The following is a 22,878-nucleotide window of genomic DNA, read 5'->3' as shown; positions in this document are numbered from 1 at the left end:
GATTCAGATCTCCCTTAGTCGGCCGAACGGGTGACGATTTCAACCACCCGCCAGTTCTTGGTCTTGGACAGCGGCGCAATCTCGGTCACGCGCACGACATCGCCTTCGTTGCAGGCATTGTCGGCGTCGTGGGCGTGGAGCTTGGACGAGCGCTTGATGTACTTGCCGTACAGCGGGTGCTTGACCTGGCGTTCCACCAGCACGGTGACCGTCTTGTCCATCTTGTTGCTGACGACGCGGCCTTCGACCGTGCGCAGCGTCTTGCTTTCGTTAGTGTCGCTCATGGCGGCCATCCTTACTTCGTGCTGCCGATCAGGTGCTTCACGCGAGCAATCTCGCGGCGCACCCGGCGGGTTTCGTGGGTCTTCGGCAGCTGCCCGGTGACCTGCTGCATGCGCAGGGCGAACTGCTCCTTGCGCAGATCGGTCAGATGGGCCTTCAAATCGTCAGCCGACTTCTCGCGGAGTTGTTTGATGTCCATCAGCGTACCGTCCGGGTCACGAAGGTGGTGGTCACCGAAAGCTTGGCAGCGGCCAGGCGGAACGCCTCGCGCGCGATATCTTCGCCGACGCCTTCGATTTCATAGATCATGCGACCGGGCTGGATCTGGGCGACCCAGTACTCGACGTTGCCCTTACCGGAGCCCATTCGCACTTCGATCGGCTTCTTGGTGATCGGCTTGTCCGGGAACACGCGGATCCACATCTTGCCGCAGCGCTTGACGTAGCGGCTGATCGAGCGGCGCGCCGCTTCGATCTGGCGCGCGGTCAGCTGACCGTGCGCGGTGGCCTTCAGACCGTACTCGCCGAAGCTGACGGCGTTGCCGCTCCATGCCAGGCCGTCGTTACGGCCCTTGTGCATCTTGCGGTATTTGGTTCGCTTGGGTTGCAACATTGCCGTTACCTCGCTTCACGAGCCGGACGCGACGGACGGTCACCGCGGTCGCCGCGATCGTTACGATCGTTGCGCGGGGAATCGTCCTGCTTTTCCTGGCCAACCTGGGAGAAATCGAAGATCTCGCCCTTGTAGATCCACACCTTGATGCCGATGATGCCGTAGGTGGTCTTGGCTTCAGCGAAGCCATAGTCGATGTCGGCACGCAGCGTATGCAGCGGCACGCGGCCCTCGCGGTACCACTCGGAACGGGCGATTTCCGCACCGTTCAAGCGGCCGGCGACGTTGACCTTGATGCCCAGGGCACCCAGGCGCATCGCGTTGCCGACCGAGCGCTTCATCGCGCGGCGGAACATGATGCGACGCTCCAGCTGCTGCGCGATCGACTCGGCGACCAGCTGCGCATCCAGCTCCGGCTTGCGCACTTCGGTGACGTTGATGTGGGCGGGGACGCCCATCATCTCGCTCACTTCCTTGCGCAGCTTCTCGATGTCCTCACCGCGCTTGCCGATCACCACGCCCGGACGGGCGGTGTGGATCGTCACGCGTGCGGTCTTGGCCGGACGCTCGATCAGGATCTTGCTGATGCCCGCCTGCGCCAACTTCTTGCGCAGCATTTCACGGACCTTGAGGTCGGCTGCCAGGTAACCGGCGAACTCGCCCTTGTTGGCGTACCACTTGGAATTCCAGTCCTTGGAGACACCCAGGCGGATTCCAATCGGATGAACTTTATGACCCATCGTCTTTTCCTTTCCGCTTACTTGGCGGCGCCCACAACCACAGTGATGTGGCTGGTGCGCTTGAGGATGCGGGTACCGCGGCCTTTCGCCCGCGCCATGAAACGCTTCAGGGTCGGACCTTCATCAACCATGATGGTCTTGACCTTCAGCTCGTCGACATCCGCGCCCTGGTTGTTCTCGGCATTGGCGATCGCCGACTCCACCACCTTCTTGATCAGGTGGGCAGCCTTCTTATCCGAGAACTTCAGCAGGTTGACCGCCCGCTCGGCGGAAAGACCGCGCACCTGGTCGGCGACCAGGCGGGCCTTCTGCGGGGAGATGCGCGCAGTGCGCAGGATTGCTTTCGCTTCCATCGTCATCTCTCCTTACCGGCTCGACTTCTTGTCGCCACCGTGACCCTTGAAGGTCCGGGTGACGGCAAATTCGCCGAGCTTGTGGCCGACCATGTTCTCGTTGACCAGCACCGGAACGTGGTTCTTGCCGTTGTGCACGGCGATGGTGAAACCCACCATCTCCGGCAGGATCATCGAGCGACGCGACCAGGTCTTGATCGGACGCTTGCTGCCGGCCGCGGCCTCCACCTTCTTGACGAGGTGGTGATCGACGAACGGGCCTTTCTTGAGTGAACGTGCCATGGTCGATTAGCCCCTACGATCGCGGACGATGAATTGTTCGGTGCGCTTGTTATGGCGCGTCTTGTAACCCTTGGTCGGCACACCCCACGGGGTGACCGGATGCGGATTACCCTGACCGGCCTTCGCCTCGCCACCACCGTGCGGGTGATCGACGGGGTTCATGGCCGCACCGCGAACGGTCGGACGCACGCCGCGCCAGCGCTTGGCGCCTGCCTTGCCCAGCTTCTCGAGGTTGTGCTCGTCGTTGCCGACTTCACCGATGGTGGCGCGGCACTCGACCGGCACCTTGCGCATTTCGCCGGAGCGAAGACGCAGGGTGGCGTAGATGCCTTCACGCGCGACCAGCTGCACCGCGGCGCCGGCAGCGCGCGCGATCTGCGCGCCCTTGCCAGGCTTCAGCTCGATGCCGTGCACCGTCGTACCGACCGGGATGTTGCGCAGCGGCAGCGTGTTGCCGGTCTTGATCGGCGCGTCCGAACCGGCGATCACCTGGTCGCCGGCTTTCAGGCCCTTCGGCGCGATGATGTAGCGGCGCTCGCCGTCGGCATAGCACAGCAGGGCGATATGGGCGGTGCGGTTCGGATCGTATTCGATCCGCTCCACGCGCGCCGGAATGCCTTCCTTGTTGCGCTTGAAGTCGATGATGCGGTAATGCTGCTTGTGGCCACCGCCGACGTGACGGGTGGTGATGCGGCCGTGGTGGTTACGCCCACCGGAATTGCTCTGAGGCTCCAGCAAGGGGGCGTGCGGGGCGCCCTTGTGCAGATCAGGCGTGACCACGCGCACGGCCGAACGACGGCCGGGAGAAGTGGGTTTGAATTTCATCAATGGCATGGGATGGACCTCAGGCCTTGGCCGTTACGTCGATGGACTGGCCTTCGGCCAGACGCACGTACGCCTTGCGCCAATCGCCGCGACGACCGCTGCGCGAACGGAAGGACTTGTTCTTGCCCTTGACGTTCAACACGTTGACCGACTCGACCTTGACGTCGAACAACTGCTCGACCGCGGCCTTGACATCGGCCTTGGTGGCTTCGCTCGAGATCTCGAAGACGTACTGATTGGAGAGTTCCTGCAGGCGCGCGGTCTTTTCGGAGACACGCGGGGCACGCAGCACGCTGAAGATTTTTTCGTTGCTGCTCATGCCAGCCACTCCTCGACCTTCTTGACCGCATCGGCGGTGATCACGACCGTATCGGCCCCGACCAGCGACACCGGATCCAGGCCCTGCACGTCGCGCACTTCCACGTAGGGAAGGTTGCGGGCGGACAGGTACAGATGCTCGGATGCCTCTTCGGTCACGATCAGCGGGCGCTTGCCCACGTCCAGACCCTTCAGCTTCTCGATCAGATCCTTGGTCTTGCTGGCCTGGACGTCGAACGCCTCGACGACCATCAGGCGACCCTGGCGGTTGAGCTCCGAAAGAATCGCGCAGATCGCGGCGCGATACATCTTGCGGTTCACCTTCTGCTCGAAGCTGCGCGGCTTGGCCGCGAAGGTCACGCCGCCGCCGACGAAGATCGGAGCGGTCAGCGCGCCGTGGCGTGCGCCACCGCCCTTCTGCTTCTTCGACTTCTTGGTGGTGCCGCTGACTTCCGAACGCGTCTTCTGCGCCTTGGTGCCGGCGCGGCCGGCGTTGCGATAGGCGACGACGACCTGGTGGACCAGATCCTCGCTGAAATCGCGACCGAACACGGCGTCGGAGACCGAGACCTTGTTATTGCTACCCGTGATAACGAGCTCCATCGTCATCTCTCCTTATGCCTTGCTAGCCGGACGCACGATCACGTCGCCACCGGCAGCGCCAGGCACAGCGCCGCGAATGGCGATGAGGCCACGCTCGACGTCGACCTTGATCACTTCCAGATTCTGCGTGCTCTGCTGCACCGCGCCCATGTGGCCGGACATCTTCTTGCCCGGGAAAACGCGACCCGGGGTCTGGCGCTGACCCAGCGAACCCGGCGCGCGATGCGACAGCGAGTTACCGTGGGTAGCATCGCCCATGCGGAAGTTGTACCGCTTGATCGTGCCCTGGAAACCCTTGCCCTTGGTGACGCCCTGGACGTCGACCTTCTGGCCGACCTCGAAGATGTCCGCCTTGATCTCGCCGCCGATGGCGTAATCGCCCAGCTGCGCATCTGCAACGCGGAACTCCCACAGGCCGCGGCCGGCTTCGACCTTCGCCTTGGCGTAGTGGCCGGAGGCAGGCTTGTTGACCAGCGCGGCGCGACGGGCGCCCACGGTGATCTGCACGGCGCTGTAGCCGTCGCTTTCGACGGTCTTGAGCTGGGTGATGCGATTCGGGGTCGCTTCGATCAGGGTCACCGGAATGGAGCGGCCGTCTTCGGTGAAGACGCGACTCATGCCGGCCTTGCGGCCCACGAAGCCCAACGAATATTTCTTCGTCATGGTCGTAGTCCTCAGGTCAACTTGATCTGGACATCGACGCCCGCCGCGAGCTCGAGCTTCATCAGCGCGTCCACGGTCTTGTCGTTAGGGCCGATGATGTCGAGCACGCGCTTGTGCGTGCGGGTCTCGTACTGGTCGCGCGCGTCCTTGTCGACGTGCGGAGAAACGAGAATGGTGTAGCGTTCGATCTTGGTCGGCAGCGGGATCGGGCCGCGCACTTGCGCGCCGGTCCGCTTAGCCGTCTCAACGATCTCGCTGGCCGAACGGTCGATCAGACGATGATCGAACGCCTTCAGCCGAATCCGGATCTTCTGATCCGCTTTCTGACCGGTCTTTTGCTCCGCCATGGCGGTGGGTTCCTTCGTTAAAAGAGCGACGGGCAAGGCCTCTGGGATACCTGCCCCGATTATTTCCTGACGTCGTATACCGCCGAGCATCCAGCTGGCGAGGGCCATTCCTCCGCCCAAAAACTGAGGCAGACCAGTTACCCGGCCTGCCCAGACGGAAAAGTATAATGCGCAGATAAAACAAAATCAACAGCGCAAGGCCGTTGAATGTTTCATGCAGCGCGACCTTCCCGGTCTGGCGAACACGAGGGGCGTCCTGCCTCTCTTTTCGCGGTGTATCCGGCACCCTACCCAGGAATGCCGAGCCGCGCATTATAGCGACTGTTTCACTCGCCCGCAACATCGCACGGCAACAATTTTACCGATCGCGGCCCCGCCCTTGCCCGCAACGAAAAAGGGCCGGCTTGCGCCGACCCTCTTCGAACCGCGGCGACCGACGTCGCCGCAGCGGGCATTACTTGATGATCTTGGCCACCACGCCGGCGCCGACGGTCCGGCCGCCTTCGCGGATCGCGAAACGCAGGCCTTCGTCCATCGCCACCGGGTTGATCAGCGTGACCACCATCTTCACGTTGTCGCCCGGCATCACCATCTCCACCCCTTCCGGCAGCTGGCAAGCGCCGGTGATGTCGGTGGTGCGGAAGTAGAACTGCGGACGGTAGCCATTGAAGTACGGCGTGTGACGGCCGCCCTCGTCCTTCGACAGCACGTAGACTTCGGCTTCGAACTCGGTGTGCGGCTTGATCGAACCCGGCTTGCACAGCACCTGGCCGCGCTCCACGTCGTCACGCTTGGTGCCGCGCAGCAGCAGACCGGCGTTGTCGCCCGCCTGACCCTGGTCCAGCAGCTTGCGGAACATTTCCACGCCGGTGACCGTGGTCTTCTGCGTGGCGCGGATGCCGACGATTTCGATTTCGTCGCCCACCTTGATCACGCCGCGCTCGATACGACCGGTCACCACGGTGCCGCGGCCGGAGATCGAGAACACGTCTTCCACCGGCATCAGGAACGGCTTGTCCACGTCGCGCTGCGGCTCCGGGATGAACGTATCCAGCGCTTCCACCAGCTTCAGGATCGACGGCACGCCGATCTCGCTCTGGTCGCCTTCCAGCGCCAGACGCGCCGAACCGTGGATGATCGGGGTGTCGTCGCCCGGGAAGTCGTACTTGCTCAGCAGCTCGCGCACTTCCATCTCGACCAGCTCGAGCAGCTCGGCGTCGTCGACCATGTCGGCCTTGTTCAGGAACACCACGATGTGCGGCACGCCGACCTGGCGCGACAGCAGGATGTGCTCGCGGGTCTGCGGCATCGGGCCGTCCGCCGCCGAACACACCAGGATCGCGCCGTCCATCTGCGCCGCACCGGTGATCATGTTCTTCACGTAGTCGGCGTGGCCCGGGCAATCGACGTGCGCGTAGTGGCGGTTCGGCGATTCGTATTCCACGTGCGCGGTCGAGATCGTGATGCCGCGCGCCTTCTCTTCCGGCGCCGCGTCGATCGCGTCATAGGCCTTGAATTCGCCGCCAAAGCGCTCTGCGCCGATCTTGGTCAGCGCTGCGGTCAGCGTGGTCTTGCCGTGGTCGACGTGACCGATGGTGCCGACGTTGACGTGCGGCTTGGTGCGCTCGAACTTACCCTTGGCCATGTGTAGTTACCTTGTAATTCGTAATTGGGGACAAGGGAGGCGGGATGCGGGACTGGCTATGCCCGCATCCCGAATCCCGTCTCGCTAATGTCAGCTTTTCTTGATGACCGACTCGGCGATGTTGGTCGGCGCTTCGGCGTAATGGTCGAACTCCATCGAGAACGTGGCGCGACCCTGCGACATCGAGCGCAGCGTGGTGGCGTAGCCGAACATTTCGCCCAGCGGCACCATCGCGTTGATCACCTTGCCGGACGGACTGTCGTCCTGGCCCTGCAGGATGCCACGACGACGGCTGACGTCGCCCATCACGTCGCCCAGGTAATCTTCCGGGGTCACCACCTCGACCTTCATGATCGGCTCCAGCAGCACCGGGCTGGCCTTGTTGAAGCCTTCCTTGAAGCCCATCGAGCCGGCGATCTTGAACGCCATTTCCGAGGAGTCGACGTCGTGGTATGAACCGTCGATCAGGCGGACCTTGATGTCCACGATCGGGTAGCCGGCCATCACGCCGTTGGCCACCGCTTCCTGGATGCCCTTGTCCACCGCCGGGATGTATTCCTTCGGCACCACACCGCCGACGATCGCATTCTCGAAGGTGTAGCCCAGGCCACGCTCCTGCGGCTCGATCTCGAGCACGACATGGCCGTACTGGCCCTTGCCGCCGGACTGGCGCACGAACTTGCCTTCCTGCTTGACCGCCTTGCGGATGGTCTCGCGGTAGGCCACCTGCGGCTTGCCGACGTTGGCTTCGACGTTGAACTCGCGCTTCATGCGGTCGACCATGATTTCCAGGTGCAACTCGCCCATGCCACGGATGATGGTCTGGCCGGATTCTTCGTCGGTGTTGACGCGGAACGAGGGATCTTCCTGAGCCAGACGGCTCAGCGCGACGCCCATCTTTTCCTGGTCCGACTTGGTCTTCGGCTCCACCGCCATCGAGATCACCGGCTCCGGGAACACCATGCGCTCCAGGATGATGATGTGGTCCTGCGCGCACAGCGTGTCGCCGGTGGTGACGTCCTTCAGGCCCACCGCCGCGGCGATGTCGCCCGCGCGCACTTCCTTGATCTCTTCGCGATTGTTGGAGTGCATCTGCAGGATGCGACCCACACGCTCCTTGCGCGACTTGACCGGGTTGTACACCTGGTCGCCGGAGTTCAGCGTGCCGGAGTAGACACGGAAGAAGGTCAGCGAGCCCACGAACGGGTCGGTCATGATCTTGAACGCCAGCGCCGAGAACGGCGCGGTGTCGGTGGCCGGACGGCTGTCTTCCTTGTCGTCCTCGTCGATGCCCTTGACCGGCGGACGGTCGCTGGGCGACGGCAGCAGCTGGATCACGCCGTCGAGCATCGCCTGCACGCCCTTGTTCTTGAACGCGGTGCCGCAGTACACCGGCACCACTTCCACCTTCAGGGTGCGCTCGCGCAGGCCGCTGACGATTTCCTCTTCGGACAGCTCGCCCTCGTTGAGGTACTTGTCCATCAGCTCTTCGTTGGCTTCGGCCGCGGCCTCGACCATGAACGCGCGCGCCTCGACGGCCTTGTCGGCCAGGCTGGCGGGGATCTCGCGGTATTCGAACACGGTGCCCTGCGAGGCGGTATCCCAATGGACCGCCTTCATCTTGAGCAGGTCGACCACGCCCTCGAAGCCGTCTTCGGCACCGATCGGCACCTGCATCGGCACCGGGTAGGCACCCAGGCGCGACTTCAGCTGCTCGACCACCTTGTCGAAGTTGGCACCGGTACGGTCCATCTTGTTGACGAAGGCAAGACGCGGCACCGCGTACTTATTGGCCTGGCGCCACACGGTCTCGGACTGCGGCTGCACGCCGCCGACCGCGCACAGCACGAACACCGCGCCGTCGAGCACGCGCAGCGAACGCTCGACTTCGATGGTGAAGTCGACGTGCCCGGGGGTGTCGATGATGTTGAAGCGGTGCTGCGGCAGCGACTTGTCCATGCCGCTCCAGAACGCAGTGGTCGCGGCGGAGGTGATGGTGATGCCACGCTCCTGCTCCTGCTCCATCCAGTCCATCGTCGCGGCACCGTCATGCACCTCGCCGATCTTGTGGCTGACGCCGGTGTAGAACAGGATGCGTTCGGAGGTGGTGGTCTTGCCGGCATCGATGTGGGCCATGATGCCGAAGTTGCGGTAACGCTCGATGGGAGTGTTGCGGGCCACAGGAGCCTCTCAGAATTCTTGGATTGCGGATGGCCGAACGCCGCCTTGCGGCGGCCTTCGGATTTGTGCAGCGCTCGACGACGCCGCTAGCAGCACATGCAGATTGTGCTGACGGGCCCTGTTTCCAAGGCCCGGAAGGTCACCAGCGGTAATGCGCGAACGCCTTGTTCGCTTCCGCCATGCGGTGGGTTTCTTCACGCTTCTTGATGGCGCCACCCCGGTTTTCCGAGGCGTCGACCAGCTCGGCCGCGAGCTTGCGCGGCATCGAGTTCTCGCCGCGCTTGCGCGCCGAGTCGATCAGCCAGCGCATGGCCAGCGCCATGCGGCGGGAGGAACGCACCTCGACCGGCACCTGGTACGTGGCACCGCCCACACGACGTGACTTGACTTCGACCGCCGGAGCGACGTTGTCCAGCGCCTTCTGCACCAGCTCGACCGCATTCGGGTTTTTCTCGCCGATGACGTCCATTGCGCCATAGACGATCTTTTCGGCGACCGACTTCTTGCCGCTCAGCATCACCATGTTGATGAAACGGGCGATGGTTTCGCTGCCGTGCTTGGGATCCGGCAGGACGGTGCGCTGCGGAGTAGAACCTTTACGAGACATTTGTGTGCTTTCCCTTAGCTCTTCGGACGCTTGGCGCCGTACTTGGAACGACCCTGGCGACGCTTGGCGACGCCGGCGGCATCGAGCGAACCGCGCACGGTGTGGTAGCGCACGCCCGGCAGATCCTTGACGCGACCGCCGCGGACCAGGACCACGGAGTGCTCCTGCAGGTTGTGGCCTTCGCCGCCGATGTAGCTGATGATCTCTTCCTGGTTCGTCAGGCGCACCTTGGCGACCTTACGCAGGGCCGAGTTCGGCTTCTTCGGGGTGGTGGTGTACACGCGCGTGCAGACGCCACGGCGCTGCGGGCACTTGTCCAGCGCCGGAGAGGCGCTCTTGTAGGTGGGCGCCTGCCGCGGCTTGCGGACCAGCTGGTTGATCGTCGCCATCAGTGGATTCTTCTGATTGAGGCCGGGGGCCTGGATACGTGAAAACGAAGGCAGGCCGAAGGACGGCCTGCCGAGACAGGAAAGTATAGCGGGCAAGTAAAAGCGCCGTCAACTCAACGAAAACTTAACTTGCTGCCCATCCCGGGCCGGAACACGGGGCGCATCCGTTGCGCCCCATTTCGCTTGCAACGACCGGCCCCGCGCACGCGGCCGATCTGGCTCACTCTTCGCTGCTGGCCGCCGCCGCTGGGGCTTCGACCGCCGGCTCGGCGTTGCCGCCGGACAGGGTCTGCATTTCCGACTCGGTCAGGCCGCTGGAGTTGCGACGGCGCAGGCTGTGGTAGGCCAGGCCGGTACCGGCCGGGATCAGGCGGCCGACGATCACGTTTTCCTTCAGGCCGCGCAGCGTGTCGCTGGTGCCGCGGACCGCCGCCTCGGTGAGCACGCGGGTGGTCTCCTGGAACGAGGCCGCCGAGATGAACGACTCGGTGGCCAGCGAGGCCTTGGTGATGCCCAGCAGCACCGGGTCGTACTTGGCCGGCAGCTCGTTGCGGGCGCCCAGGCGGGCGTTTTCCTCGATGACGCGCTGGCGCTCGGCCTGCTCGCCGTTGAGGAACTTGCTGTTGCCCTGGTCGGTGATCTCGACCTTGCGCAGCATCTGCCGGGTGATGACCTCGATGTGCTTGTCGTTGATCTTCACGCCCTGCAGGCGGTACACGTCCTGGATTTCCTTGACCAGGTACGCGGCCAGCGGCTCCACGCCTAGCAGGCGCAGGATGTCCTGCGGGCTCGGCTCGCCGTCCACCACGGTCTCGCCCTTGGCCACGTGCTCGCCTTCGAACACGATGATCTGGCGGTACTTCGGGATCAACTCTTCGTGTTCCGAACCATCGGTGTCCTTGATGATCAGGCGCTGCTTGCCCTTGGTGTCCTTGCCGAAGCTGATGATGCCCGAACGCTCGGCCAGGATCGCCGGATCCTTCGGCTTGCGCGCTTCGAACAGATCGGCCACGCGCGGCAGACCACCGGTGATGTCGCGGGTCTTGGACGCTTCCTGCGGGATCTTGGCGACCACGTCGCCCACGCCCACCGCCGCACCGTCCTGCAGGTTGACGATCGAGCGCGGCGGCAGCAGGTACTGCGCCGGCAGATCGGTGCCCGGGATGGTCAGGTCGTTGCCCTTGCCGTCGACGATGCGCACGATCGGGCGCAGGTCCTTGGCCTGGGCGCCGCGGCGCTTCGGATCGGTGATCTCGCGCGAGGCCAGGCCGGTCAGGTCGTCGGTCTTCTCGATGACGGTGACGCCGTCGATGAAGTCGATGAAGCGGATGAAACCGGCCACTTCCGACACGATCGGGTGGTTATGCGGATCCCAGTTGGCCACCGACTGGCCGGCCTTGACCGCGTCGCCGTCCTTCGCGGTGATCGTGGCGCCGTAGGCCAGCTTGTAGCGCTCGCGCTCGCGGCCGTGGCCATCGAGCACCGACAGTTCGCCCGAACGCGACACCGCCACCAGCGAACCGCTGGCGTGCTCGACCGACTTGAGGTTGTTGAACTTGATCGAACCGGTGGTCTTGACCGTGATGTTGTCCACCGCCGCCGCACGCGATGCCGCGCCGCCGATGTGGAAGGTCCGCATGGTCAGCTGGGTACCCGGCTCGCCGATCGACTGCGCGGCGATAACGCCGACCGCTTCGCCGATGTTGACCAGGTGACCGCGCGCCAGGTCGCGGCCGTAGCAGCGGGCGCACACGCCGAACGAGGAGGCGCAGGTGATCGTGGAGCGCACCTTCAGCGTCTGCACGCCGGCCTCTTCCAGCTTGGCCACCCACTGCTCGTCGAGCAGGGTGTTGCGGGTGACGATCGGATCCTCGTCGTTGCCCGGCAGGAACACGTCCTCGGCCACCACGCGGCCGAGCACGCGGTCGCGCAATGGCTCGACCACGTCGCCGCCTTCCACGATCGGGGTCATGGTCAACCCTTCGGTGGTGCCGCAATCGGGCTCGGTGATCACCACGTCCTGCGCCACGTCGACCAGGCGACGGGTCAGGTAACCGGAGTTGGCGGTCTTCAGCGCGGTATCGGCCAGACCCTTACGCGCGCCGTGGGTGGAGTTGAAGTACTCCTGCACGTTCAGGCCTTCGCGGAAGTTGGCCTTGATCGGGGTCTCGATGATCGAGCCATCCGGACGCGCCATCAGGCCGCGCATGCCGGCCAGCTGACGGATCTGCGCCTGGCTACCACGCGCACCGGAGTCGGCCATGATGTACAGCGAGTTCATCGACTTCTGATCGATGATCTCGCCCTTGGCATTGGTGACCTTCTCGGTACCGATGGTGTCCATCATCGCCTTGGCGATGCGCTCGTTGGTGCGCGACCAGATGTCCACGACCTTGTTGTAGCGCTCGCCGGCGGTGACCAGGCCGGACTGGTACTGCTCCTGGATTTCCAGCACTTCGGCTTCGGCTTCGGTCAGGATGCCCTTCTTCTCGTCCGGGATCAGCATGTCGTCGATGCCGATCGACACGCCGGCGCGGGTCGCGTAGGCGAAGCCGGTGTACATCAGCTTGTCGGCGAACACGACGCTGTCCTTCAGGCCCAGCTGGCGGTAGCTGGAGTTGATCAGGCGGCTGATGTTCTTCTTGGTCAGCTCGGTGTTGGCCAGCGCGAACGGCAGGCCTTCCGGCAGGATTTCGGCCAGCAGCGCACGCCCGATCGTGGTGTCCACGATCGAGGTCTTCTTGCTGCGGCTGCCATCCTCGTCGATCACCGTCTCGGTGATGCGGACCTTGACCTTGGCGTGCAGTTCGACCGCACGGTTGTCGTAGGCGCGCTTCACTTCGGCGATGTTGGCGAACACCATGCCCTCGCCCTTCTTGTTCTCCAGGGCGCGGCTCATGTAATACAGGCCCAGCACCACGTCCTGCGACGGCACGATGATCGGCTCGCCGTTGGCCGGCGACAGGATGTTGTTGGTGGACATCATCAGCGCGCGCGCTTCCAGCTGCGCTTCCAGCGACAGCGGTACGTGCACCGCCATCTGGTCGCCGTCGAAGTCGGCGTTGAACGCAGTACACACCAGCGGATGCAGCTGGATCGCCTTGCCTTCGATCAGCACCGGCTCGAACGCCTGGATGCCCAGGCGGTGCAGGGTCGGCGCACGGTTCAGCAGCACCGGATGCTCGCGGATGACCTCTTCCAGGATGTCCCACACTTCGGCTTCTTCGCGCTCGACCAGCTTCTTGGCGGCCTTGATGGTGGTGGCCAGGCCGCGACGCTGCAGCTTGGCGAACACGAACGGCTTGAACAGCTCCAGCGCCATCTTCTTCGGCAGGCCGCACTCGTGCAGACGCAGGGTCGGGCCGACCACGATGACCGAACGACCGGAGTAGTCCACGCGCTTGCCGAGCAGGTTCTGGCGGAACCGGCCCTGCTTGCCCTTGATCATGTCGGCCAGCGACTTCAGCGGGCGCTTGTTGGTGCCGGTGATGGCACGGCCGCGGCGGCCGTTGTCCAGCAGCGCATCCACCGATTCCTGCAGCATGCGCTTTTCGTTGCGCACGATGATGTCCGGCGCATTGAGCTCGAGCAGGCGACGCAGGCGGTTGTTACGGTTGATGACGCGGCGGTACAGGTCGTTCAGATCGGAGGTCGCGAAGCGGCCGCCGTCCAGCGGCACCAGCGGACGCAGGTCCGGCGGCAGCACCGGCAGCACGGTCATCACCATCCACTCCGGACGGTTGCCCGACTCGAGGAAGGCTTCGACCAGCTTGATGCGCTTGGTCAGACGCTTGAGCTTGGTTTCCGAGCCGGTGCCGGCGATTTCCTCGCGCAGGCGGGTCATTTCCGACTGCAGGTCGATCGTGCGCAGCAGTTCGTACACCGCCTCGGCGCCCATCGCGGCGTCGAAGTCGTCGCCGTGCTCCTGGCGCGCGGTCAGGAACTGCTCTTCGGTCAGCAGCTGGCGGCGCTCCAGGGCGGTCAGGCCCGGCTCGGTCACCACGTAGGCTTCGAAGTACAGCACGCGCTCGATGTCGCGCAGGGTCATGTCCAGCATCAGGCCGATGCGCGAGGGCAGCGACTTCAGGAACCAGATATGCGCGACCGGCGAGGCCAGGTCGATGTGGCCCATGCGCTCGCGGCGCACCTTGGCCAGGGTCACTTCGGTGCCGCACTTCTCGCAGACCACGCCACGGTGCTTCATGCGCTTGTACTTGCCGCACAGGCACTCGTAGTCCTTGATCGGGCCGAAGATGGCGGCGCAGAACAGGCCGTCGCGCTCGGGCTTGAAGGTCCGGTAATTGATCGTTTCCGGCTTCTTCACTTCGCCGAAGGACCACGAACGGATCAGGTCCGGCGAGGCCAACGCGATCTTGATCGCGTCGAAGTCCAGCGTCTGGCGCTGCTGGTTGAAGAGGTTGAGCAGGTCTTTCATTGGGTATCTCCGGGTCGGAGGAATTTCGTATCGAGGACGGGGCTAGAGGCTGTTTGCGGGACGCGGGACGCGGGACGCGGGACGCGGAAAGCAAGAGCGGTGGCGCTTCTCGCTTTTCCGAGTCCCGAGTCCCGGTACCCGAGTCCCGACACGATCAGTCTTCCAATTCCATGTTGATGGCCAGCGAGCGGATTTCCTTCACCAGCACGTTGAAGGATTCCGGCATGCCCGCGACCATCTCGTGCTCGCCGTCGACGATGTTCTTGTACATCTGGTTGCGGCCCTGCACGTCGTCGGACTTCACCGTCAGCATTTCCTGCAGGGTGTAGGCCGCGCCGTAGGCTTCCAGCGCCCAGACTTCCATTTCGCCGAAGCGCTGGCCGCCGAACTGCGCCTTGCCGCCGAGCGGCTGCTGGGTGACGAGCGAGTACGGGCCGGTGGAGCGCGCGTGCATCTTGTCGTCGACCAGGTGGTTCAGCTTCAGCATGTGCATGTAGCCGACCGTGGTGTGGCGATCGAACGCCTCGCCGGTGCGGCCGTCGTACAGCTGGGTCTGGCCGCTGATCGGCAGGTCGGCGAGTTCGAGCATGTGCTTGATCTCCGCTTCGGTGGCGCCGTCGAACACCGGGGTGGCCATCGGCACGCCGTCGGTCAGGTTCTTCGACAGGGCCAGCAGCTCTGCGTCGCTGAACTGATCCAGGTCCACACGGTCCTCGCCCAGCTTCTGGTCGTGGTTGTAGATCTGGGTCAGGAACTTGCGCAGGTCGGCGACCTTGGTCTGCGCCTCGAGCATGTTCTGGATCTTGCGACCCAGGCCCTTGGCGGCCCAGCCCAGATGCACTTCCAGCACCTGGCCGATGTTCATGCGCGACGGCACGCCGAGCGGGTTCAGCACGATGTCCACGGTCTCACCGTTGGCCATGTACGGCATGTCCTCGATCGGCTGGATCATCGACACGACACCCTTGTTGCCGTGGCGACCGGCCATCTTGTCGCCGGGCTGGATGCGGCGCTTCACCGCCAGGAACACCTTGACCATCTTCAGCACGCCCGGGGCGAGGTCATCGCCGGCGGTGATCTTGCCGCGCTTGTCGGCGAAGCGACGCTCGAATTCCTTCTCATGCGCCTGGATCTGCTTCTGCGCGCGCTCGATCGCGTCGGACGGTTCCTCGTCCTTCATCCGCAGCGCGAACCAGTCGGACTTCTTCAGCCCGTCCAGATACGCGTCGGTGATGGTATCGCCCTTCTTCAGGTTCGGACCGCCGTTGGCGACCTTGCCGATCAGCTGGGCGCGCAGACGCGCATAGATCGCGCTTTCCAGGATGCGGAACTGGTCGTCGAAGTCCTTCTTGACCCGCTTGATCTCGTTTTCCTCGATCTGGCGGGCGCGCTTGTCCTTCTCGATGCCGTCGCGGGTGAACACCTGCACGTCGATGACGGTGCCGTCCATGCCCGGCGGCACGCGCAGCGAGCTGTCCTTCACGTCCGAGGCCTTTTCGCCGAAGATCGCGCGCAGGAGCTTCTCTTCCGGGGTCAGCTGGCTCTCGCCCTTCGGCGTGACCTTGCCGACCATGATGTCGCCGGCGCGCACTTCGGCGCCGATGTACACCACGCCCGACTCGTCCAGGCGGTTCAGCGCCTGCTCGGACACGTTCGGGATGTCGGCGGAGATTTCCTCCGGCCCCAGCTTGGTGTCGCGCGCCACGCAGGTCAGCTCTTCGATGTGGATCGTGGTGTAGCGATCCTCTTCCACCACGCGCTCGGAGAGCAGGATGGAGTCTTCGAAGTTGTAGCCGTTCCACGGCATGAACGCGATCAGCATGTTCTGGCCCAGGGCCAGCTCGCCGATGTCGGTCGAGGGGCCGTCGGCCAGCACGTCGCCGCGCGCGATCACGTCGCCCACATTGACCAGCGGACGCTGGTTGATGCAGGTGTTCTGGTTGGAGCGCGTGTACTTGATCAGGTTGTAGATGTCCACGCCGGCATCGGTGCCGCCGCCGATCTCTTCCTCGTTGACCTTGACCACGATGCGCGCCGCGTCGATCTGCTCGATCACACCGCCACGCTTGGCGTTCACGGTCACGCCCGAGTCGCGCGCCACCGCCCGCTCGATGCCGGTACCGACCAGCGGCTTCTGCGCACGCAGCGTCGGCACGGCCTGGCGCTGCATGTTGGCGCCCATCAGTGCGCGGTTGGCGTCATCGTGCTCCAGGAACGGTACCAGCGCCGCCGCGATGGACACGGTCTGCATCGGCGACACGTCCATGAAGTGCACTTCGGCCGGCGGCTTCAGCAGCGACTCGCCCTGGTAGCGGCACGGCACGAACTGCTCGGTCAGGCGGCTCTTGGAATCGTGCAGCGCGTTGGCCTGCGCGATCACGTACTCGTTCTCTTCGATCGCCGACAGGTATTCGACATCGTCGGTGATCTGGCCGTCCACGACCTTCCGGTACGGCGTCTCCAGGAAGCCGTACTGGTTGGTGCGGGCATACACCGCCAGCGAATTGATCAGGCCGATGTTCGGTCCTTCCGGCGTCTCGATGGTGCAGACGCGGCCGTAGTGGGTCGGATGGACGTCGCGCACTTCGAAGCCGGCGCGCTCGCGGGTCAGACCGCCCGGACCCAGCGCGGAGACGCGACGCTTGTGCGTCACTTCCGACAGCGGGTTGTTCTGATCCATGAACTGCGACAGCTGCGAGGAGCCGAAGAACTCCTTGATCGCGGCGGCCACCGGCTTGGCATTGATCAGTTCCTGCGGGGTCAGGCCTTCGGACTCGGCCATCGACAGGCGCTCCTTGACCGCGCGCTCGACGCGGACCAGACCCACGCGGAACACGTTCTCGGCCATTTCGCCGACCGACCGCACGCGACGGTTGCCGAGGTGGTCGATGTCGTCGACCACGCCGCGGCCGTTGCGGATCTCGGTCAGGACCTTGATCACTTCCAGGATGTCGGAGCTGTCGGCATGCTCGGCGACCAGGCGCTTGGACTCTTCGTCGTTGCGCTCGCCGAAGTACTTCCTGTCGTACAGCACCGACTCGCCGGTGACTTCCTTGCGGCCGACACGGCGGTTGAACTTCATCCGGCCGACCGTGGACAGGTCGTAGCGCTCGAAGGTGAAGAACAGGTTGTGGAACAGGTTCTGCGCGGCGTCCTTGGTCGGCGGTTCGCCGGGACGCATCATGCGGTAGATCTCGACCAGCGCTTCCAGCTGGGTCTTGGTCGGATCGATGCGCAGGGTGTTGGACAGGTACGGACCACGGTCCAGGTCGTTGACCCACAGCGTGCCCACGGCATCGACGCCGGCCTTGCGGAACGCGTTCAGCTGGTCTTCGCTGATCTCGTCGTTGGCGCTGGCCAGCAGTTCGCCGGTCGAGGAATCGACCACGTCGTGCGACAGGATGCGGCCGACCAGATACTCGTCGGGCACGGCCAGCGCGGCGACGCCGGCGGCTTCGAGCTGCTTGACGTGGCGCGCGGTGATGCGCTTGCCGGCCTCGACGATGACCTTGTCGCCATCGGCCAGGTCGAAGTTCAGCGTCTCGCCGCGCAGGCGCTCGGGCACCAGCTCCAGCTGCACGCCTTCCTTGGGATCGATGTGGAAGGTGTTGATCTCGAAGAACTCGGCCAGCATCTCTTCGTTCGAGTAGCCGAGCGCGCGCAGCAGGATCGACACCGGCAGCTTGCGGCGGCGGTCGATACGGGTGAACAGCGCGTCCTTCGGGTCGAACTCGAAGTCCAGCCAGGAACCGCGGTACGGGATGATGCGGGCGCTGTACAGCAGCTTGCCCGAGCTATGCGTCTTGCCGCGGTCGTGGTCGAAGAACACGCCAGGCGAACGGTGCAGCTGCGAGACGATGACGCGCTCGGTGCCGTTGACGATGAAGGTGCCGTTGTCGGTCATCAGCGGGATTTCGCCGAGGTAGACCTCCTGCTCCTTCACGTACTTGATGGCCTTGGTCGAGGACTCGCGGTCGTAGATCACCAGGCGCACGGTCACGCGCAGCGGGGCGCCGTAGCTCATGCCGCGCTGGCGGCATTCGCGCTCGTCGAACACCGGGTCGCCAAGCTTGTAGCCGACGTACTCCAGCGCCGCGTTGCCGCTGTAGCTGGAGATCGGGAACACCGATTTCAGGGCCGCATGCAGGCCGTGGTCCGAACGCTTGTTCGGGTCGGTGTTCTCCTGCAGGAACTCGCGGTAGGAATCCACCTGGATCGCCAGCAGGAACGGCACTTCGAGGATCGAGCGCTGCTTGCCGAAATCCTTGCGGATACGCTTCTTTTCGGTGAACGAATAGGACGTCATGAGGTATCACCTTGGCTGTGCGGGCCGCGCGTCCGCGGCCCTGAGTGAACATAAATTGTCAGTTGGAAGTCGCTGGTATTGCCGGCACCAGCACGCCTTCTCTTGCTACTTCCAACTACCAACTCGGTGAGGCCGAGATTGGGCACGACGGGATTCGGGCTGGGCCAGACGGGCGCCATCGAATCCCTGATGCCGAATCTCCAATCCCGGCCTTGCAACAACGGCCAAAGGCCGGGGACTTGCGTCCCCAGCCTTCGATGCATCACCTGACACGCTGGCGATGCAAGATGCCGATTACTTGATTTCGACGGTCGCGCCGGCGGCCTCGAGATCCTTCTTGAACTTCTCGGAATCTTCCTTCGACGCGGCTTCCTTGACGGTCTGCGGAGCACCTTCGACCAGGTCCTTCGCTTCCTTCAGGCCCAGGCCGGTGATGGCGCGGACGGCCTTGATGACTTCGACCTTCTTTTCGCCGACAGCCTTCAGGATGACGTTGAACTCGGTCTGCTCTTCGACCGGGGCGGCAGCAGCGGCCGGGCCGGCAGCGGCGACCGGGGCGGCGGCGGAGACGCCAAACTTCTCTTCGATGGCCTTGACCAGCTCCATCACTTCCATGAGGGTCTTTTCGGCGATTGCGTCGACGATCTGCTCGTTAGACAGGGACATTGTGATTACCTTTGGAATTTTTTTCTGGATGAGGTTCTAGTGAACCGTTTCAGGTGTCGCGAACTTAAGCCGTTTCGGCCGGGGCGTCTTCCGCTGCGGCGGGGGCTTCTTCGCCACCACCGAGCTTGTCGCCCACTGCCTTCACCGCGCGGGCGAACATGCTCGCCGGCTCGGCGAGGACACGTGCCAGCATGGCCAGCGCCTGCTCGCGGGTCGGCAGCGATGCCAACACCTCGAGGTGAGCGGCCGGATACAGCTGGCCCCCCATCGACACGACCTTGGTCTGCAGCTTGTCGTTACCCTTGGCGAATTCCTTGATCAGACGACCGGCAGCGCCGGGTTCTTCCGTCGAGAACGCATACAGCAGCGGACCGACCAGCGCGTCCTGGACGCACTCGTATTCGGTACCGGCAACGGCACGCGCGGCCAGGGTGTTCTTGACAACACGCAAGTACACACCGGTTTCGCGCGCCTTCTTGCGCATCGCGGTCAGCTGGGCGACCGTGATGCCGGCGTACTCGGCAGCAACCAAGGAGTGAGCCTTCGCGGCAACGTCTGCCAGTTCGGCGACGACTTCTTGCTTCTGGGACAGATTGAGAGCCATTGCACTCCTCCGTTAAAGCCGGGCTCCAGGCCGATGGTGCGGGAGCCGCAGGAGCCCTGATGCGCTCTTGCCGATCCCCGATCCTCAATCCCGAATCCCTGCTTCAAACAAACTCCGCTTGCGGCTCCTGCCGCGTGCGGTCCTGGGCGGCCTCCATCCTGGATGCCGGGGACGCCGAATGGCATCCCAGTTGGTGGCCGTTCCAGACCTGGAGTGAGCGCGCTCGGGAAGCCCCGAACTGGCCTGAACCAGAAAAACTCCAGAAAGGCGGCACCATCTACGCCGGCGCGTCCCCGAGGGGACTGGATTAAGCGATCCCGCTGTACCGACGGCGACTCCTTGCCATATCGAGCTTCCGTGCCCGTCGTCGGTATGCGCCGACCGCGCCTGCGGTCTTTGACGGCTTCGCTCCGGGTTGCCCCTCGGCGACGCCTTCAAAAGGGTGGAACCGGCGCCGCCCCTCGCGGAGCGGCGCCGTCTCGCGATTACTTCAGGGACAGCGACGCCTGATCGACGGTGACGCCCGGACCCATGGTCGAGCTCACCGAGATCTTCTGCAGGTAGGTGCCCTTCGAGGTCGCCGGCTTGGCCTTGACCAGGTCCAGCAGCAGCGCCTGCAGATTGTTCTTCAGCGCCTCGTCTTCGAAGCTGGCCTTGCCGATGGTGCAGTGGATGATGCCGCCCTTGTCGGTGCGGTAGCGCACCTGACCCGACTTGGCGTTCTTCACCGCTTCGGCCGGATTGGCCGACACGGTGCCGACCTTCGGGTTCGGCATCAGGCCGCGCGGGCCCAGCAGCGTGCCCAACTTGCCGACGACGCGCATCGCGTCCGGAGTGGCGATGACCACGTCGTAGTTCAGGTCGCCGGCCTGCATCTTCTCGGCCAGGTCGTCCATGCCGACGGCCTCGGCGCCAGCGGCCAGGGCCTCGTCAGCCTTGGCGCCGGCCGGGGCGAACACCGCCACGCGCACGCTCTTGCCGGTACCGGCCGGCAGCACGGTGGAGCCGCGCACCTGCTGGTCGGACTTCTTGGCATCCACGCCCAGGCGCACGGCCACGTCGACGGCTTCGACGAACTTGGCCTTGCTGGTGGACTTGATGATCTTCAGCGCTTCGTCGATCGAATACGCCTTGCCCGGCTGCACGGCAGCATGGATTGCTTTCTGTCGCTTGGTCTGTGCCATCGCTTAACCCTCCACCGTCAGGCCCATGCTGCGGGCGGAACCCGCAATCGTACGCACCGCCGCTTCCAGCTCGGCTGCAGTCAGGTCGGCTTCCTTCGCCTTGGCGATCTCTTCGAGCTGCTTGCGGGTGACCTTGCCGACCTTTTCGCTGTTCGGGCGCTTGGAACCGGAGGTGACGCCTGCGGCCTTCTTCAACAGCACGCTCGCAGGGGTGCTCTTGGTGATGAAGGTGAAGGTACGGTCCGAATAGGCCGTGATGATGACCGGAGTGGGCAGGCCCGGCTCCAGCTTCTGCGTGGAGGCATTGAACGCCTTGCAGAATTCCATGATGTTCAGGCCGCGCTGACCCAGCGCAGGACCGACCGGCGGCGAGGGATTGGCCTGACCGGCCTTCACCTGCAGCTTGATGTAACCGACTACTTTCTTTGCCATTTCAGTGGTCTCCGGGTGCTAGCGCCCAACTTGCAGGCTCCCCATCGCGACGGGAAAATCACGTGTCCCGCCATCACGTTTGACGTGCGCAGAAAGCCGCCTTGCGGCGGCTTCCGGCCCTGCCAGGGCGGCGAGCCTGGACAGCCAGCCGCGCAGTATAGCAGAGATTCTGGCGACCGGCGCAGCTGCGCCGGCGCAGGCTCAGGCCTTTTCGACCTGACCGAATTCCAGTTCCACCGGGGTGGAGCGGCCGAAGATCAGCACCGCGACGCGCAGGCGACTCTTCTCGTAGTTGACTTCCTCGACCACGCCGTTGAAGTCGTTGAACGGACCGTCGGTGACGCGGACCATCTGGCCCGGCTCGAACAGCACCTTCGGACGCGGCTTCTCCACGCCATCCTGAACGCGCCGCAGGATCGCATCGGCCTCTTCGTCGCGGATCGGCAGCGGACGGTCGGCGGTGCCGCCGATGAAGCCCATCACCTTCGAGGTTTCCTTGACCAGATGCCAGCTTTCGTTGTCGATGCGCGGGATGCCGGCTTCTTCGTGGGTCTCGATCTGCACCAACACGTAACCCGGAAAGAACTTGCGCTCGGAACGGCGCTTCTGGCCGGCGCGCATCTCGATCACTTCCTCGGTCGGCACCAGCACGTCACCGAAGCGCTCCTGCATCTCGTCACGCACAATGCGGTCGCGCAGCGCTTGGGCCACGGACTTCTCGAAGCCTGAATAGGCGTGAACGACATACCAACGCTTCACTGCTGCACTCTCCTCAACGACTCACGAACCACTGCATCAGCTTCTGGATCAGGAAATCGAACCCGCCCAGCAGCAGACTCAGAATGATCACCACCACGATCACGACCCAGGTGGTGCGGATCGCTTCCTGACGGGTCGGCCAGACCACCTTGCGCAGCTCGAACCGGGACTCGGACACGAACTCACGGGCTTCGCGCCCCTTGGCGGTCAGCAGGAACACCGCGGCGCCCGCAACCAGGCCGACGATGACCGCCAGGCCACGCAGCGGCCCGGACCAGCTACCCAACTGCGTCGCACGGCTCGGCTCGCCGAACCAGAACCAGACAAACAAGCCCGCAACCACCAGCAACGCAGCGATGACGTACTTGACGATATCGCCACCGGAGGAAGCAGTGGTGCCTTTGGAATGCTCGATCTTGCTGTTCATCCGACTCTTGCGGCTATGCGACCAAGGTCACTGGATAGGGTGCGGCAGATTGGCACGCCAGGAGGGACTCGAACCCCCAACCTGCGGTTTTGGAGACCGCTGCTCTGCCAATTGAGCTACTGGCGTGTAGTTACGAACGCTGCATTTCCCTTAGACGGCGAAGGCGGACCGAAGGTTCCGGCCCGCCCTTCGCTGAACCCGACGGCCGAAGCCGCCTG

General features: G+C 64.3%; 23 protein-coding genes and 1 tRNA gene. All 24 read right to left on the bottom strand.

All coding sequences use genetic code 11. From position 1 onward, the window contains the following. Nucleotides 1-14: 14 nt before the first annotated feature. On the bottom strand, nt 15-284 hold the full coding sequence (gene rpsQ / locus KHF85_RS04150) for a 30S ribosomal protein S17 (RefSeq protein ID WP_064538348.1): 270 nt from the start codon (nt 282-284) through the stop codon (nt 15-17). A gap of 11 nt (nt 285-295) precedes the next feature. Next, the gene (gene rpmC, locus KHF85_RS04145; protein WP_003470655.1) at nt 296-481 is read right to left on the bottom strand and encodes a 50S ribosomal protein L29; all 186 of its coding nucleotides are present in this window, start codon (nt 479-481) and stop codon (nt 296-298) included. Beyond that, the gene (gene rplP / locus KHF85_RS04140) at nt 481-894 is read right to left on the bottom strand and encodes a 50S ribosomal protein L16 (protein ID WP_284568625.1); all 414 of its coding nucleotides are present in this window, start codon (nt 892-894) and stop codon (nt 481-483) included. The genes rpmC and rplP overlap by 1 nt, the downstream gene beginning before the upstream one ends. 5 nt (nt 895-899) lie before the next feature. Then, nucleotides 900-1,634 (bottom strand): 30S ribosomal protein S3, encoded by a 735-nt coding sequence (rpsC, locus tag KHF85_RS04135; RefSeq protein WP_003470660.1) that lies wholly within the window; start codon nt 1,632-1,634, stop codon nt 900-902. Between the two features lie 17 nt (nt 1,635-1,651). Continuing rightward, a complete protein-coding gene (rplV, locus tag KHF85_RS04130) occupies nt 1,652-1,987 on the bottom strand; it encodes a 50S ribosomal protein L22 (RefSeq protein ID WP_003470663.1) in 336 nt (111 codons plus the stop codon). A 12-nt stretch (nt 1,988-1,999) separates the two neighbouring features. Continuing rightward, a complete protein-coding gene (gene rpsS, locus KHF85_RS04125) occupies nt 2,000-2,269 on the bottom strand; it encodes a 30S ribosomal protein S19 (RefSeq protein WP_003470666.1) in 270 nt (89 codons plus the stop codon). Nucleotides 2,270-2,275: 6 nt separating this feature from the next. Next, a complete protein-coding gene (rplB, locus tag KHF85_RS04120) occupies nt 2,276-3,103 on the bottom strand; it encodes a 50S ribosomal protein L2 (protein ID WP_064538345.1) in 828 nt (275 codons plus the stop codon). A gap of 10 nt (nt 3,104-3,113) precedes the next feature. Beyond that, on the bottom strand, nt 3,114-3,413 hold the full coding sequence (rplW, locus tag KHF85_RS04115) for a 50S ribosomal protein L23 (protein WP_003470672.1): 300 nt from the start codon (nt 3,411-3,413) through the stop codon (nt 3,114-3,116). Beyond that, entirely contained in the window at nt 3,410-4,015 is a 606-nt protein-coding gene (gene rplD / locus KHF85_RS04110; RefSeq protein ID WP_003479578.1) for a 50S ribosomal protein L4, read from the bottom strand. Before rplD ends, rplW begins: the two co-directional genes overlap by 4 nt. Before the next feature lie 12 nt (nt 4,016-4,027). Beyond that, complete coding sequence (rplC, locus tag KHF85_RS04105) at nt 4,028-4,678, bottom strand: 50S ribosomal protein L3 (RefSeq protein WP_053835250.1); 651 nt, start codon at nt 4,676-4,678, stop codon at nt 4,028-4,030. Nucleotides 4,679-4,689: 11 nt separating this feature from the next. Next, a complete protein-coding gene (gene rpsJ / locus KHF85_RS04100; RefSeq protein ID WP_003470680.1) occupies nt 4,690-5,025 on the bottom strand; it encodes a 30S ribosomal protein S10 in 336 nt (111 codons plus the stop codon). A gap of 454 nt (nt 5,026-5,479) precedes the next feature. Continuing rightward, entirely contained in the window at nt 5,480-6,670 is a 1,191-nt protein-coding gene (tuf, locus tag KHF85_RS04095) for an elongation factor Tu (protein WP_068832715.1), read from the bottom strand. Nucleotides 6,671-6,760: 90 nt separating this feature from the next. Next, complete coding sequence (gene fusA, locus KHF85_RS04090) at nt 6,761-8,851, bottom strand: elongation factor G (RefSeq protein WP_284568624.1); 2,091 nt, start codon at nt 8,849-8,851, stop codon at nt 6,761-6,763. A 139-nt stretch (nt 8,852-8,990) separates the two neighbouring features. Further along, entirely contained in the window at nt 8,991-9,458 is a 468-nt protein-coding gene (rpsG, locus tag KHF85_RS04085) for a 30S ribosomal protein S7 (RefSeq protein ID WP_003469159.1), read from the bottom strand. Between the two features lie 14 nt (nt 9,459-9,472). Further along, complete coding sequence (gene rpsL, locus KHF85_RS04080) at nt 9,473-9,847, bottom strand: 30S ribosomal protein S12 (RefSeq protein ID WP_064537962.1); 375 nt, start codon at nt 9,845-9,847, stop codon at nt 9,473-9,475. Nucleotides 9,848-10,067: 220 nt separating this feature from the next. Further along, a complete protein-coding gene (gene rpoC / locus KHF85_RS04075) occupies nt 10,068-14,282 on the bottom strand; it encodes a DNA-directed RNA polymerase subunit beta' (protein WP_284568623.1) in 4,215 nt (1,404 codons plus the stop codon). A 154-nt stretch (nt 14,283-14,436) separates the two neighbouring features. Then, the gene (rpoB, locus tag KHF85_RS04070; protein WP_284568622.1) at nt 14,437-18,588 is read right to left on the bottom strand and encodes a DNA-directed RNA polymerase subunit beta; all 4,152 of its coding nucleotides are present in this window, start codon (nt 18,586-18,588) and stop codon (nt 14,437-14,439) included. A gap of 294 nt (nt 18,589-18,882) precedes the next feature. After that, nucleotides 18,883-19,254: a 50S ribosomal protein L7/L12 gene (rplL, locus tag KHF85_RS04065; RefSeq protein WP_064537965.1), complete on the bottom strand. Its 372-nt coding sequence runs from the start codon at nt 19,252-19,254 to the stop codon at nt 18,883-18,885. Between the two features lie 64 nt (nt 19,255-19,318). Next, on the bottom strand, nt 19,319-19,858 hold the full coding sequence (gene rplJ / locus KHF85_RS04060) for a 50S ribosomal protein L10 (RefSeq protein WP_284568621.1): 540 nt from the start codon (nt 19,856-19,858) through the stop codon (nt 19,319-19,321). 485 nt (nt 19,859-20,343) lie between these two features. Then, nucleotides 20,344-21,042 carry a 50S ribosomal protein L1 gene (gene rplA / locus KHF85_RS04055; protein ID WP_284568620.1) on the bottom strand — a complete coding sequence of 233 codons (699 nt, stop codon included), beginning with the start codon at nt 21,040-21,042 and terminating at the stop codon, nt 20,344-20,346. 3 nt (nt 21,043-21,045) lie between these two features. Next, nucleotides 21,046-21,474, bottom strand: coding sequence for a 50S ribosomal protein L11 (gene rplK, locus KHF85_RS04050; RefSeq protein ID WP_064537968.1), 429 nt, complete (start codon nt 21,472-21,474; stop codon nt 21,046-21,048). A gap of 201 nt (nt 21,475-21,675) precedes the next feature. After that, nucleotides 21,676-22,233, bottom strand: coding sequence for a transcription termination/antitermination protein NusG (gene nusG / locus KHF85_RS04045; RefSeq protein WP_284568619.1), 558 nt, complete (start codon nt 22,231-22,233; stop codon nt 21,676-21,678). 13 nt (nt 22,234-22,246) lie between these two features. Then, on the bottom strand, nt 22,247-22,660 hold the full coding sequence (gene secE, locus KHF85_RS04040; RefSeq protein WP_003469122.1) for a preprotein translocase subunit SecE: 414 nt from the start codon (nt 22,658-22,660) through the stop codon (nt 22,247-22,249). 50 nt (nt 22,661-22,710) lie between these two features. Next, nucleotides 22,711-22,786 (bottom strand) — tRNA-Trp (locus KHF85_RS04035). Between the last annotated feature and the right edge of the window lie 92 nt (nt 22,787-22,878).

Source organism: Xanthomonas graminis pv. graminis, from assembly GCF_030168915.1.
GTDB classification, from domain to species: Bacteria; Pseudomonadota; Gammaproteobacteria; order Xanthomonadales; family Xanthomonadaceae; genus Xanthomonas_A; species Xanthomonas_A translucens.
The sequence above is the reverse complement of the archived record's forward strand: the minus strand, read 5'-3'. Positions and strand labels throughout refer to the sequence as shown.